10 protein-coding genes and 3 tRNA genes are annotated in these 12367 nt (G+C 36.7%); 3 read left to right on the top strand and 10 right to left on the bottom strand.

The genetic code is table 11. From position 1 onward, the window contains the following. Nucleotides 1-20 precede the first annotated feature (20 nt). The 4 genes from gldK to RHP76_RS19815 form a co-directional block, all read right to left on the bottom strand. A complete protein-coding gene (gene gldK / locus RHP76_RS19830) occupies nucleotides 21-1445 on the bottom strand; it encodes a T9SS ring complex lipoprotein PorK/GldK (RefSeq protein WP_311228868.1) in 1425 nt (474 codons plus the stop codon). Nucleotides 1446-1553: 108 nt separating this feature from the next. Then, nucleotides 1554-3407 carry a glutamine--fructose-6-phosphate transaminase (isomerizing) gene (gene glmS, locus RHP76_RS19825; protein ID WP_311228867.1) on the bottom strand — a complete coding sequence of 618 codons (1854 nt, stop codon included), beginning with the start codon at nucleotides 3405-3407 and terminating at the stop codon, nucleotides 1554-1556. Between the two features lie 35 nt (nucleotides 3408-3442). After that, the gene (locus RHP76_RS19820; RefSeq protein WP_311228866.1) at nucleotides 3443-5095 is read right to left on the bottom strand and encodes a DUF4270 family protein; all 1653 of its coding nucleotides are present in this window, start codon (nucleotides 5093-5095) and stop codon (nucleotides 3443-3445) included. Nucleotides 5096-5108: 13 nt separating this feature from the next. Then, the gene (locus RHP76_RS19815) at nucleotides 5109-5879 is read right to left on the bottom strand and encodes a glycogen/starch synthase (RefSeq protein ID WP_311228865.1); all 771 of its coding nucleotides are present in this window, start codon (nucleotides 5877-5879) and stop codon (nucleotides 5109-5111) included. Nucleotides 5880-6050: 171 nt separating this feature from the next. Between RHP76_RS19815 and panC the strand changes: the two genes are divergently transcribed. Next, nucleotides 6051-6899 (top strand): pantoate--beta-alanine ligase, encoded by an 849-nt coding sequence (panC, locus tag RHP76_RS19810; RefSeq protein WP_062675475.1) that lies wholly within the window; start codon nucleotides 6051-6053, stop codon nucleotides 6897-6899. Nucleotides 6900-7087: 188 nt separating this feature from the next. Here panC and RHP76_RS19805 read toward each other — a convergent pair. The 3 genes from RHP76_RS19805 to RHP76_RS19795 form a co-directional block, all read right to left on the bottom strand. Then, nucleotides 7088-7160 (bottom strand) — tRNA-Lys (locus RHP76_RS19805). A gap of 55 nt (nucleotides 7161-7215) precedes the next feature. Continuing rightward, nucleotides 7216-7298 (bottom strand) — tRNA-Leu (locus RHP76_RS19800). A gap of 35 nt (nucleotides 7299-7333) precedes the next feature. Then, nucleotides 7334-7406, bottom strand: a tRNA-Lys gene (locus RHP76_RS19795). A 115-nt stretch (nucleotides 7407-7521) separates the two neighbouring features. Between RHP76_RS19795 and RHP76_RS19790 the strand changes: the two genes are divergently transcribed. After that, nucleotides 7522-8031, top strand: a complete 510-nt coding sequence (locus RHP76_RS19790; RefSeq protein WP_311228864.1) for a shikimate kinase — start codon at nucleotides 7522-7524, stop codon at nucleotides 8029-8031. Between the two features lie 24 nt (nucleotides 8032-8055). On the opposite strand, the gene RHP76_RS19785 is transcribed toward RHP76_RS19790, so the two are convergent. Beyond that, nucleotides 8056-8493 (bottom strand): Hsp15 family ribosome-associated heat shock protein, encoded by a 438-nt coding sequence (locus RHP76_RS19785; protein WP_062675476.1) that lies wholly within the window; start codon nucleotides 8491-8493, stop codon nucleotides 8056-8058. 55 nt (nucleotides 8494-8548) lie between these two features. On the opposite strand from RHP76_RS19785, the gene RHP76_RS19780 reads away from it, so the two are divergent. Further along, nucleotides 8549-9319 carry a hypothetical protein gene (locus tag RHP76_RS19780; RefSeq protein ID WP_311228863.1) on the top strand — a complete coding sequence of 257 codons (771 nt, stop codon included), beginning with the start codon at nucleotides 8549-8551 and terminating at the stop codon, nucleotides 9317-9319. Nucleotides 9320-9386: 67 nt separating this feature from the next. On the opposite strand, the gene RHP76_RS19775 is transcribed toward RHP76_RS19780, so the two are convergent. Beyond that, nucleotides 9387-10904 carry an FMN-binding glutamate synthase family protein gene (locus tag RHP76_RS19775; protein ID WP_288443852.1) on the bottom strand — a complete coding sequence of 506 codons (1518 nt, stop codon included), beginning with the start codon at nucleotides 10902-10904 and terminating at the stop codon, nucleotides 9387-9389. Nucleotides 10905-10958: 54 nt separating this feature from the next. Continuing rightward, complete coding sequence (gene mtaB / locus RHP76_RS19770; protein ID WP_120233447.1) at nucleotides 10959-12305, bottom strand: tRNA (N(6)-L-threonylcarbamoyladenosine(37)-C(2))-methylthiotransferase MtaB; 1347 nt, start codon at nucleotides 12303-12305, stop codon at nucleotides 10959-10961. Nucleotides 12306-12367 lie beyond the last annotated feature (62 nt).

The raw sequence follows: 12367 nt of genomic DNA, 5'->3' as shown, positions 1-12367 counted from the left end.
GTTATTGAAAAATTGTCTGATTAATTTCTGTTAACTCTTCTTGGTTTAACAGCTGCTTCAGGAATATCCTGTACAGTTCTGAATCCGATATAGCTTCTTGCGGAATCTTTTCTTTCCCAATCTCTAGCACCTGTCATTAGTGCATAACCTATATCTTTCCAAGATCCACCTCTTACAGATTTCTTTGTATCCTTTTTATCTTTAGTAGAAGGATTTAATGTAGAAGAAAATCCGTATGAAGAATTGTTATACGCAGATTCTGTCCACTCAGAAACGTTTCCAGCCATATCAAATAACCCAAACCCATTTTTCTTAAATTTCTTAACTGGAGCTGTATATGTATAAGTACCTTTTTTCTCGTCTTCCATGTAGTTACCTCTCTTCGGCTTAAAGTTAGCCAAGTAGCAACCTCTGTCATCCATTAAATATGGACCACCCCAAGGGTAAGTCGCATTCTGCATTCCACCTCTTGCAGCATATTCCCATTCGATTTCTGTAGGAAGACGGAACTGCAATGGTCTTTGTTTTTTTCTTTTTAAACTTTCGTTGTAATCTGTTTTCAATTTAGATCTGAAGTTACAATAAGCCCTTGCCTGATCCCAGGTAACCCCAACAACAGGATAGTCTTTGTAAGCCTTGTGCCAGAAATACTGTTCAAACAATGGCTCATTATAAGCAAAGTGGAAATCTTTTACCCAAACTGTAGTATCAGGATAGATCGCAATACTTTCGCTTTTCAGGTAGTTAGCTCCTCTTTCGTTATCAGCAAGCGCAGCATCCATATCTCCCCAACGGTAAGTATATTTCAGCTTGCTTACATCTAAAATTCTTTCGTTTCCAATTCTTGAAGAAGAAGGCAGATACATAGATTCTAAAACTTCTGCGTATTCTACATCCGGATATTTTGATGTACTCCAGTGTAAAGGGATTTTCCAATCTAATCTTTTGCTGGCATCATAACTTCCGTCTTCACGGCCGCCCTGGCCTTCCATATATTCTTGATAAGGTGTTAAATTTTCTTCTTTTTTAGCAAGGTACGCATAATCTCCTATGCTTGCTCCTTTACGTCCGCCTTCATCACCACCTTCTCCGGCAGCTTCGGCTAGTAAAGTTCTTGCGATAGAGTCTCTTACATAATTGATAAATACTCTGTACTCTGAGTTGGTAGTTTCTGCTTCATCCATGAAGAAAGAAGAAACAGTAACTGTCTTCAATGCTGCTTTTTCAGGAGTATTTGTCGGATCCTGGTCTGCTAAACCAGCAACAAACGAACCTGCAGGAATTGCAACCATTCCGTATGGTCTTTCCGCAACAAATGATTTAGTTTTTTCTCTTGGTATCAATTCTCCTTTTGTTCCTGGCTTCCCCACAGAAGAGCTGCCACCACCTGAACAAGATACCGATGCTACCGACGCAGACAATAATAAAAGAAATATCCTTTTCATGTTAATTTTTATAATTAAGCCGTAAATATATAATTTTTTTAAGAAACTTTTAAGATTTTTTTTGAAATAACGGAAGAAATCTAAATTTATTTTATTTACAACAACTTTTTATTCCACGGTAACAGATTTTGCAAGGTTTCTCGGTTGATCTACGTTGGCTCCTCTATATACTGCAATATAATAAGCAAGCAGTTGCAGAGGTACAGAAGCAACGATTGGAGAGAAACATTCTGAAGTTTCAGGGATTTCAATAACATAATCTGCCATTTCACTCACCTGACGGTCTCCTTTATTAACTACAGCGATAATTTTTCCTTTTCTCGCTTTAATTTCCTGAACATTACTTACAATTTTATCATAGTGGCCTTTTCTAGGTGCTATAATTACAATTGGCATATTTTCGTCGATCAGGGCAATTGGACCGTGCTTCATTTCTGCAGCCGGGTATCCTTCCGCATGGATATAAGAAATTTCTTTTAATTTTAATGCTCCTTCTAAGGCTGCAGGATAATTGTATCCTCTTCCCAGGTAAAGGAAATTGGTCGCTTTCACAAAATCTTTTGCAATATTCTGCGTAAGCTCATGGGTAGCATTCAACACTTCTTCAATTTTCTTAGGCATAGCATCAAGCTCAGCAATTAAGCTCATAAACTCAGCGTTTCCTAAGTTTCCGTTGTGTTTTCCTAATTTAAGTGCAATTAAACTAAGAATGGTAAGCTGCGCCGTAAATGCTTTAGTAGAAGCAACCCCGATTTCCGGACCAGCATGGGTATATGAACCGGCATCTGTAATTCTTGCAATTGAAGAATCTACAACATTACATATACCATATATAAATGCACCTTTTTCTTTAGCTAATTTTAAAGCAGCCATTGTATCGGCAGTTTCTCCAGACTGAGAAATAGCAATCACCACATCTTTATCTGTAATGATCGGGTTTCTGTATCTGAACTCTGATGCATATTCTACTTCCACAGGAATTCTTGCATACTCTTCTATCAGATATTCTCCGATAAGACCTGCATGCCATGAAGTACCACAAGCAATGATAATAATTCTGTTAGCATTTTTGAATCTCTCAACATGATCCCAGATTCCAGCCATTTTAATTACTCCCTCATCTACAAGAAGCCTACCTCTCATGGTATCATGTACAGATTTAGGCTGTTCAAAGATTTCTTTAAGCATGAAATGCTCGTATCCTCCTTTCTCAATTTGTTCAAGACTTAATTTAAGCTCCTGAATTTCCGGCTTAATCTTAGAGTTTTCATTGATAGTTCTGATATCTACTCCGTTTTCCAGAGAGATTGTTGCCATATGTCCTTCTTCAAGATATATAGCTTCTTTTGTAAATTCTACGAAAGGGGAAGCATCAGATGCAATAAAATATTCTTTATCTCCGATTCCGATTGCTAAAGGAGACCCTAATCTTCCTACTACCAATACTCCAGGATAATCTTCATGAAGTACCGTAATTGCATAGGCACCATATACCTCATTCAATGCATATCGCACTGCAGTGGGGAAGTCTATATCCGGATTAAGATCCATAAAATACTGGATAAGGTTTACCAGTACTTCTGTATCTGTTTCGGATTTGAAAGTAAATCCTTTTTCAGTAAGCATTGTTTTAATGGTATCATAGTTTTCAATAATACCATTATGTACAATTGCAATTTTTCCGTTGTTTGACAAGTGCGGGTGGGAATTTCTGTCACTAGGAACTCCGTGGGTAGCCCAACGGGTATGTCCCATTCCAATTTTAGACGTTCCTTTTAGTTCTTTTGAAATATTCACCAAATCCTCAACTTTACCTTTTGTTTTTTCTACTTCCAGCTTGTTATCTGGTCCTTCTAAAACAATTCCGGCACTGTCATATCCTCTATATTCCAATCTTCTAAGACCATTAATTACAATTTCATAAGCGTCTTGAAAACCCGTATATCCTACTATTCCGCACATATTTTATTTTGTCTAGTGTTGTTTGTTATCGTGTTCTATTTTTTCGTTCCGTAAGTCACCATTAGCTGGATTCTCTTCGGATTCGTATTTGTTTTATCTACTCCTGTAAGAATAATTCTGTTCATATCAAATGCTCTTGTTGTATTACGAACTCCTAAAAGAGTTCCTGTAGCATTGGCAGCAAATGTTCCTGCAGTAATCACTAACGGTTTATTAACAATTGGCTGTTCAGTTCCATCTACTGTTTCTTTCTTCCCTTCCACAAGATCTTTGACTGTTTTTGTTACTACAAAATCATAATAACCTGGTTCAGGTTTATCTTTAAAGTAATACAATCCGAGCCCGTTTGTCAGATCTGAAGTGAATGCCAGTTTTTTGTAATCAATTTTACCATTAGCATCTAATGTATTGGTTAAAAGCGTAAACCTGCGGTCTTCAGTAGAACCTGTATTTTTCCATGTTGAAGCATCAAGATAGATTCTGATTTTAGCACTTACAATACCTGCTTTATTTGTGATTAACTTTTCCTTAAGTTCATTAATAGTCTTATCCTCAACTTTTACTATCACAGAAGGACCACCCATTCCCTGAACAAAAAGTCTGGCATCCCCCTGATCAGAATTACTTTTGTCCACTGCGTCTTTAACAGCAGATCCGGTTCTGTTATATTCATACAGTCCGAGATGTGCATTAGCACCTCCTAAGTTGAAACTAAGTGTTGTCTGCGGTCTTGTTGTTGTTCCGTTATCCGTCTTATCATATTTATAATACATGATAAGCTGTAAATCATTAGGAGAGAACTGGTAAAGATATTTATCCGTTTCATCCACAGAAATTTTTATTCCTTTAAAATATCTGATAAAGTTAGCAGCATCCTGAAGCTCAGGTTTTCCTTTTTTATCAAGAATATGAGTCTGGAAAAAGTCTGTATTACTCAATTTCATTCTGAATCCTAAGTTTCCAGTAAATACAACTGAGTTGTCTGATTTTTTAGTGATAGATGTAGAACTGATGTTACCGTCAAATACCCCTGATCCAAGTAGTTCACCAGTACTTATGGGTTTATTAGAACGTTTGAAACTATCATCGTTTGTATCTAAGAACGTAGTTACTTCGTGTACATTGATTTTCATTGATTTTGAAGCCCCCCCTATTTTACCGTATTTACGAACAGGATAAGTTTTTTTCTCAATGGAAACTTCCGTAGCTACTCCGTCTACTGGGAAATCTGTTTTTGTATATGTATTTGTTCTTAATGAATCACCTTCAAAGAAGTAAGTATTCGAAGCTGTATTTGCAGGAGGTCTTACTACAAGGACTACTGAATCTACTTTTGGATTTGCGCCGTTGAAGTCAAAATTATCCGTTGGCATTCTCAGCTGGGTAACATAAGATGCTCTTTGCATTCCAAACTGGGGTTCAGTAAAGGCTCCAAGAACAGCAACATTTGTAGTAACACCTGATTCACTCAACCCACTGATTAGTCTTGAAGCATCACTTCTGATTGAATCGTTGTTATCATAATTGTATGCAATAACAGGGTAGGCAATTTCATTGCCCTGTGCTGCATCACCATTAAACAGCTGCTCACCAAGAGAATCCGGATCCGGTTCACAATTATAAAGGAATGCACTTCCAAATATCGCCAATACAAGCATGGCGAAGGTCTTTTTAAGATTATGAGTCATTAAAAATGTGTTTTTAATAAAGTTGATTTATAGAATCTACGTCCAGATATTCCGATTTCTGGGTTGCTGTTTCATTGAAAGCCTTATCCAGGTCTTCATCCAGAAACTCGTCACCTTTTACAACGGCATCTACATAGTTCATACTTTCGATAACAAAACTTTTAATAGTTGGGTTATCTAACGCTTTTAATCCCGAAATATTATCAAACTGTAACTTTTCATCGATCTTTTTGTCCAGGTCAGCATCTTTCTCATTGTAAAGAGAAAGTACAATTTTTGCGTCTTTGAAATAAGTATCGGATTCGTAGTAAGTTTTAAGATAAATTGGAACAAAAGAAGACATCCATCCATTTAAATGGATAACGTCCGGCACCCAGTTTAGTTTCTTAATGGTTTCAATAACTCCTCTGGCAAAGAAAATAGCTCTTTCATCATTATCTTCGAAAGGGGTTCCTTCATCGTCGAAATAATATTGTTTTCTTTTGAAGTATTCTTCATTGTCAATAAAGTAAACCTGAAGTCTTTCCCCCGGAAGAGACGCTACTTTAATGATTAGAGGCTGGTCCAGATCATTGATAATAATATTCATCCCTGAAAGACGGATTACTTCATGAAGCTGGAACTTTCTCTCACTTATTTGTCCAAATCTTGGCATAAAAACTCTTACATCATTGCCTTCTTGGTGCATCTTAAGTGCCATTTTGTTTACCACTGCAGCCATATTTGTATCTTCCTGATATGGATACATCTCTGTAGTAATGTACAGTATTTTTTGATTCGGCATAAACTTTCTATCTAATTTTTGTAAAAATGCTTTAATGTGCAAAATTACAAAAAAACATCCAACATTATTTTAATTAACATTTTTTTACGAAAATTCCCTTTTTCAAATTATTAAAAGTACATATTATTATGCGATATTTTTAGTATTTTTGAAATAGTATTAAAATAAACTATGGAAGTTCTAAAAAACAGAAAAGTCCTTCAGGATTTCATTGAAAGACAGAAAGAAATGGGAAAAAGAATTGGCTTTGCCCCTACTATGGGTGCCCTGCACAATGGCCATCTTTCTCTGTATGAAGAGGCAAGAAAAGAAAATGATCTTGTCATTTCTTCAATTTTTGTAAATCCAACTCAGTTCAACAATCCTGAGGATCTTGAAAAATACCCAAGAGATGTTAACAGAGATATCCTTATTCTTCAGAATTCAGGCCTTGTAGACGCTGTCTACATCCCAGAGGTAGCAGATATTTACCCTGAAAAAGCTGAAAGCCAGTCGTATGATTTTGACGGACTGGAAAATGAAATGGAAGGCAAATCCAGACCGGGACATTTCAACGGAGTAGGAACTGTTGTAGAAGAGCTTTTCAGACAGGTACAGCCTGATAATGCTTATTTTGGTGAAAAAGATTTTCAGCAGCTTGCTATTATTAAAAAAATGGTGGAGAAAAAACATCTTCCCGTTAAAATAACCGGAGTTCCTATTTACAGGGCAGAAAACGGACTGGCACTGAGCTCAAGAAACCAGAGACTTCATGAAGACCGAAAAGAAGCTTCTAAAGTAATTTATGAGACTTTAAAAAAAGTAAACGACTGGTTCAGAACTGTCAGTATCCCGGAAATCAAGGAAAGAGTAGCTGATATTTTTGATGATCAGAAGGGTATGAAGCTTGAATACTTTCTGATTGCTGATGAAAATACATTACAGGAGACAGATTTTTTCTATAAAGACAGGAATTTCAGAGCCTTCATCGTAGTTGTAGTAGATGGAGTAAGATTAATTGACAACATACATCTGGATTAATCTTTATCTATTAAAATATAGTATCCCTGGCTATTTCAGCTGGGGATTATTATTAAATACAAAAAAACAAAACGAGATGAAGTTTAGACTTGAGTTCATACAAAAATCAAAGGCCTCCTGAAGGAAGCCTTTGAAACACCAAATCACAAAATATTAATATGAAAAAAATTTACTTTTCAGTAAACTTGTGACCCGGCTGGGATTCGAACCCAGGACCCATACATTAAAAGTGTATTGCTCTACCAGCTGAGCTACCGAGTCGGCCACAATTAAAATGAAATAAATTTCAATATTAATTATAAAATTTTCTTTGCAGTGCCTGCGACTGGACTCGAACCAGCACATCCTTAGGAAACCACCCCCTCAAGATGGCGTGTCTACCAATTTCACCACGCAGGCAATAAAATTACAAATCCAGTAATTTTTATTGCTAGTGACCCGGCTGGGATTCGAACCCAGGACCCATACATTAAAAGTGTATTGCTCTACCAGCTGAGCTACCGAGTCGGCCACTTGTGCAACAAGTTTTTATTTAAGTAATGTCCCTTGTTTTAAGTGGTGCAAAGATATGACTTTTTTCTTTATCTCAAAACTTTTTCGCAAATTTGTTAAAAAAAATTTCATGGTAATTTCATTGATCGGATACATGGGAAGTGGCAAATCTCACATTTCCAAAATATTAAGCGAAAAAATAGATTTTAAATTAATTGATCTTGATAAAGAGATTTCCAGAAGAAATAAATTAACCATCCCTGAAATTTTCGAGAAAAAGGGAGAAATTTACTTTAGAAAACTGGAAAGAGAGGCGCTTGAAGAGATATTGGCTTCTGAAGAAAATGTTGTCTTAAGCCTTGGTGGAGGAACTCCTGTATATTATAATAATATGGAGATTATTAATCATAACTCCAAGAGTATTTTTTTAAGAACAGGAGTTGGGACATTGGTGGAAAGACTTTCAAAACAGAAAGAAAAAAGGCCATTAATTGCCAATATATCCGATGAAGACCTGCCGGAATTCATTGCCAAGCATTTATTTGAAAGAAATCAATTTTACAGCAAAGCACAATTCACTGTAGGGACAGATTCCAGAGAACCGGAAGACATTGTCAACGAAATAATAGAAAAGCTCTAGAGATAGAGCTTTTCTATTTTTATATTAATCTTCATCCTCATCTTCACCGCCGGTCTCTCCGAAGAAATCATCCCAGTCTGTAAAATCAGAGTCGATATCATTGCCTACATATTCATCCATTTCTCTTCTGTCTTTTTTGGTAGGTCTTCCCTCTCCTTTGTTTCTGTAATAGTCTTGTGACATTTTACGGAGCTTCAACAGTTCGTACTGCTCTTTATCTGTCACATCCTGAATATGAAGAGGAACCAGCTTGGCCCCAATTCTGCTTTTAGGAATCTGAATTACCTTTATTTTATAATCAATCTGATTCTTACGGATTTTGATCGTATCTCCTTCTTTTACTTCTTTAGACGACTTTACGGCAGACGTTCCTATAGAAACCCTGTTCTTTTTAATCTCCTCTGCTGCAATACTTCTCGTCTTATAAAAACGAATGCTCCATAAAAATTTATCTATTCTCATAATTTTTTATACTTTTGCCGTTATATTATTTGTAAAGTAATTAAAGTTTTTTGAAATGAAAAAAATATTTTTATATATCCTTGCAGGATCTTTGTGTTTTTCTGCTTGTAAGAAAGATGATGACACATCACCCTATGTAGAACCGGAAGATATTGCTACGCAAAACACCTATGATGATCAGGCAATTAAGAAATTCATGGATGAGAATTATCTGGATGCGCAGGGTAATATAAAAGCTTTCAGCTCTACGGACACGTCAGATGATAATGAAAAAAAATTATCTGAGCTTTCGCCTGTAACGCTTCCTTCAGGAACAATCTATATAATGAGGAGCGGTGCTCAGCCTGTTAATCCTACACCTAATCAAACCATCAAGGATGATGATATTATCAAAATTATGGGAAGAGGATACTCGTATCTGGCCGTTAATTCTGATGGAAACACTACGTTTCAAGCAAAAGCTGCCTTTTTAAATACCATTGACGGAACGGGTGTACCTGTTATTGACCCAATGTATTATTATGTAAAGAGATCAATATTGGAAGCTGGTACAACTGATGCTGCAAAAAAAGCAAAATATTATCAAATCCCTGGGTTCAGAGAAGCTTTACAGAAATTTAAAGCATTTAATAATCTTACCGGTGAAACACCTTATAACTTACAAGGAGTAATTATCGTTCCTTCCAGAGCTGCTTTTGCAAGAAATCCTCATTATCCGTATTTAAATACTTCTTATAGAAATAAATCTTTTGTATTCAACTTTCAGATTTATGGAAGAGAGGACAGACCAAATGATGACAAACAAACACAGGAACAACAGCAATAAAATAAAAAATAATTATATAAAAAAACACCGTTATTCAAACGGTGTTTTTTTATGATGTAAACTGTAATTACGGTCTTGCTTTCTGTTTTACATTTCCTAAGATATCAGGGAAATAAAGGTCTGCAAGGTGATCAAACTCATCTCCTCTCATAAACATGGTGGCGTCTACTTCTTCATAAGAACTTCTTCCTGCAGCGGCAATGAGTTCATTGCATGTGTGCAGTGTATTTTTATGGAAGTGATATACTCTTTCTGCTTTATCTGTCACATCCAATCCTTTGATAAGCATTTTATCCTGTGTAGCAACTCCTGTAGGACAATTGTTGGAGTTACATCTCAAGGCCTGGATGCATCCTAAAGAGAACATAAATCCTCTGGCATTGTTACACATGTCTGCACCCATTGCGACTGCTCTCAGAATATCAAGACTGGTAAGAACTTTACCACTGGCAATCACTCTTAATTTACTTCTCAGGTTATAGTTATTAAGCGTTCTGTTCACAAAAATCAAAGCAGGCTCCAATGGCATCCCTACTCCATCAGAGAATTCTGGTGGCGCAGCTCCTGTTCCTCCTTCTGCACCATCTATGGTAATGAAATCAGGATAAATTTTCAAAACATTCATCTGCACACAGATATCTTCAAATTCTTTGGTATCACCGATACAAAGTTTAAAACCAATTGGCTTTCCTCCTGAAAGTTCTCTTAACTGCTGTACAAACCTCAGCAATCCGGCGGCATCAGAAAAAGCACTGTGTGAGGGTGGTGAAATAACGGTCATTCCCGGTGTGACATGACGAATCGCTGCAATTTCCGGTGTATTTTTTACTCCCGGAAGCACTCCTCCGTGTCCTGGTTTTGCTCCCTGTGATAATTTGATTTCAATCATTTTCACATTAGGAAGAGTGGAATATTTTGTAAACAATTCAGGATTGAATTTTCCTTCCTCGTCGCGACATCCGAAATACCCTGTTCCTATCTGCCAGCAAAGATCTCCTCCTTCCAGGTGATAAGGTGAAATTCCTCCTTCTCCTGTATTATGGTAAAAGTTTCCTTTTTTGGCTCCTCTGTTCAGTGAAATCTGTGCTCTGTCACTCAAGGCCCCGAAACTCATTGCTGAGATGTTAAATAAAGAAGCATGATAAGGCTGTGTACATTGTTCTCCTCCAACCCATACTCTCGGAAGTTCTTCTGATGGTGATTTTGCATAAATAGAATGCTTGATCCCTTCATACTTTCTGTGATTTACTTCCAGCTGCGTACCAAAAGCTACCGTATCACTTAAATTTTTTGCACGTCTGTATACTGCAGAACGCTGGTTTCTTGGAAATGGCTTCCCATCTGTTTCCCTTTCAATAAAGTATTGCTGCATTTCGGGTGAAATACTTTCGAAAAAATACCTGAAGTATCCCAATACAGGAAAGTTCCTCAAAATAGCATGTTTCGATTGGTAAGCATTGTAAACACCCAATGCATAAATTGCGGATAACAGCGTAGGTATCCAATAATGCGCTCTGATCAGTATTGCTATAATCCATGTAGCAACTACTAATACAATTCCCCAAGATAAAAACTTATCTCTCATGAATGTAGTATTTAAAAGTTTAAAAATAAATTTAGTAGAATTTTTGCAAAGAGCCTATGCTTTTGCTAAAAAATTTTGGTAAGAAGATTGCACAGAAACCGTGCCATCTGACAGGATTTTTTCTAAATTTAGAAATTCAATTTGATTGATGGATGCAGGATCAAAGTCTTTCTGGACTCTCACATAGTTTTCTGTGAAGCCAAACATTTTCCCGTCTTTATTTTCGTGCTCCCAAAGAACAGGAAGCGTTTTTCCAAGTTGTGTCTGATAAAATGCCATTTTCTTCTTTTCAGAAAGAATTCTCAGCATTTTATTACGTTTTTTTCTTTCCGCAACAGGAACTACTCCTTCCATTGCTGCAGCTTCCGTATTTTCTCTTTCAGAATAGGTAAATACATGAAGGTAAGTGATAGGAAGCTCATTAAGGAAATTATAAGTTTCCATAAATCTTTCTTCTGTTTCTCCCGGGAATCCTACAATAACATCCACGCCGATAGCCGCATGAGGCATAACCTCGCGGATCTTGTTCACTCTGTCATGATAAAGCTTGGTCAGGTAACGACGTTTCATCTTTTTCAGAAGATCATCGCTTCCGGATTGTAACGGAATATGAAAATGCGGAACAAAGCTTTTGCTTTTAGAAACCAGTTCAATACTTTCATCTTTCAAAAGATTAGGTTCGATCGAAGAGATACGGATTCTTTCTATTCCTTCTACCTTATCCAGTTCTGAAATAAGATCAAGAAAGGTATGTTCGTGTTTTTTATTTCCAAATTCTCCTTTACCATAATCACCGATATTCACCCCTGTAAGAACAATTTCTTTGATATCTTTCGCAGCGATCTCCGTAGCATTTCTAAGAACATTTTCAATGGTATCAGAACGTGAAATTCCTCTGGCTAATGGAATGGTACAGTAAGTACATTTGTAATCACAGCCGTCCTGTACTTTCAGGAAAGCTCTGGTTCTGTCCCCAATAGAATAACTTCCGATAAAGAAATCGGTTTCTTCAATTTCACATGAATGCACTACGCCTTCACTCTCAGATTTCTCCAAATCATCCAGGTAGCTCAGAATATTGAATTTTTCTTTTGCTCCTAAAACCAGGTCCACTCCTTCAATCTGTGAAATTTCTTCAGGCTTTAGCTGTGCATAGCATCCAACAATTACCACCAGTCCTTCCGGATTGGCTTTCATTGCTCTTTTCACGTGAAGTTTACATTCACGGTCAGCATTTTCTGTCACGGAACATGTATTGATAACATACACATTCGCTTTTTCATCAAAGCTTACCTTATCATAACCTGCATCTGTTAATTGACGGGCAATAGTAGATGTTTCTGCAAAGTTTAATTTGCAGCCAAGTGTATGAAACGCGGCAGTTCTGTGAAAAGTAGACATTTGTTACTCCTGAATTTTATGGGTGCAAAGATAGTAATTTTAATAAGAATCCAAGATTGATT

Source organism: Chryseobacterium sp. SG20098 (assembly GCF_031844745.1).
GTDB lineage: Bacteria > Bacteroidota > Bacteroidia > Flavobacteriales > Weeksellaceae > Chryseobacterium > Chryseobacterium cucumeris.
The sequence above is the reverse complement of the archived record's forward strand: the minus strand, read 5'-3'. Positions and strand labels throughout refer to the sequence as shown.

What these genes read in the sequence shown, in the direction of transcription:
- gldK (WP_311228868.1), bottom strand. Translation starts at nt 1,445, where the DNA reads ATGAAAAGGATATTTCTTTTATTATTGTCTGCGTCGGTAGCATCGGTA.
- glmS (WP_311228867.1), bottom strand. Translation starts at nt 3,407, where the DNA reads ATGTGCGGAATAGTAGGATATACGGGTTTTCAAGACGCTTATGAAATT.
- RHP76_RS19820 (WP_311228866.1), bottom strand. Translation starts at nt 5,095, where the DNA reads ATGACTCATAATCTTAAAAAGACCTTCGCCATGCTTGTATTGGCGATA.
- RHP76_RS19815 (WP_311228865.1), bottom strand. Translation starts at nt 5,879, where the DNA reads ATGCCGAATCAAAAAATACTGTACATTACTACAGAGATGTATCCATAT.
- panC (WP_062675475.1), top strand. Translation starts at nt 6,051, where the DNA reads ATGGAAGTTCTAAAAAACAGAAAAGTCCTTCAGGATTTCATTGAAAGA.
- RHP76_RS19790 (WP_311228864.1), top strand. Translation starts at nt 7,522, where the DNA reads ATGGTAATTTCATTGATCGGATACATGGGAAGTGGCAAATCTCACATT.
- RHP76_RS19785 (WP_062675476.1), bottom strand. Translation starts at nt 8,493, where the DNA reads ATGAGAATAGATAAATTTTTATGGAGCATTCGTTTTTATAAGACGAGA.
- RHP76_RS19780 (WP_311228863.1), top strand. Translation starts at nt 8,549, where the DNA reads ATGAAAAAAATATTTTTATATATCCTTGCAGGATCTTTGTGTTTTTCT.
- RHP76_RS19775 (WP_288443852.1), bottom strand. Translation starts at nt 10,904, where the DNA reads ATGAGAGATAAGTTTTTATCTTGGGGAATTGTATTAGTAGTTGCTACA.
- mtaB (WP_120233447.1), bottom strand. Translation starts at nt 12,305, where the DNA reads ATGTCTACTTTTCACAGAACTGCCGCGTTTCATACACTTGGCTGCAAA.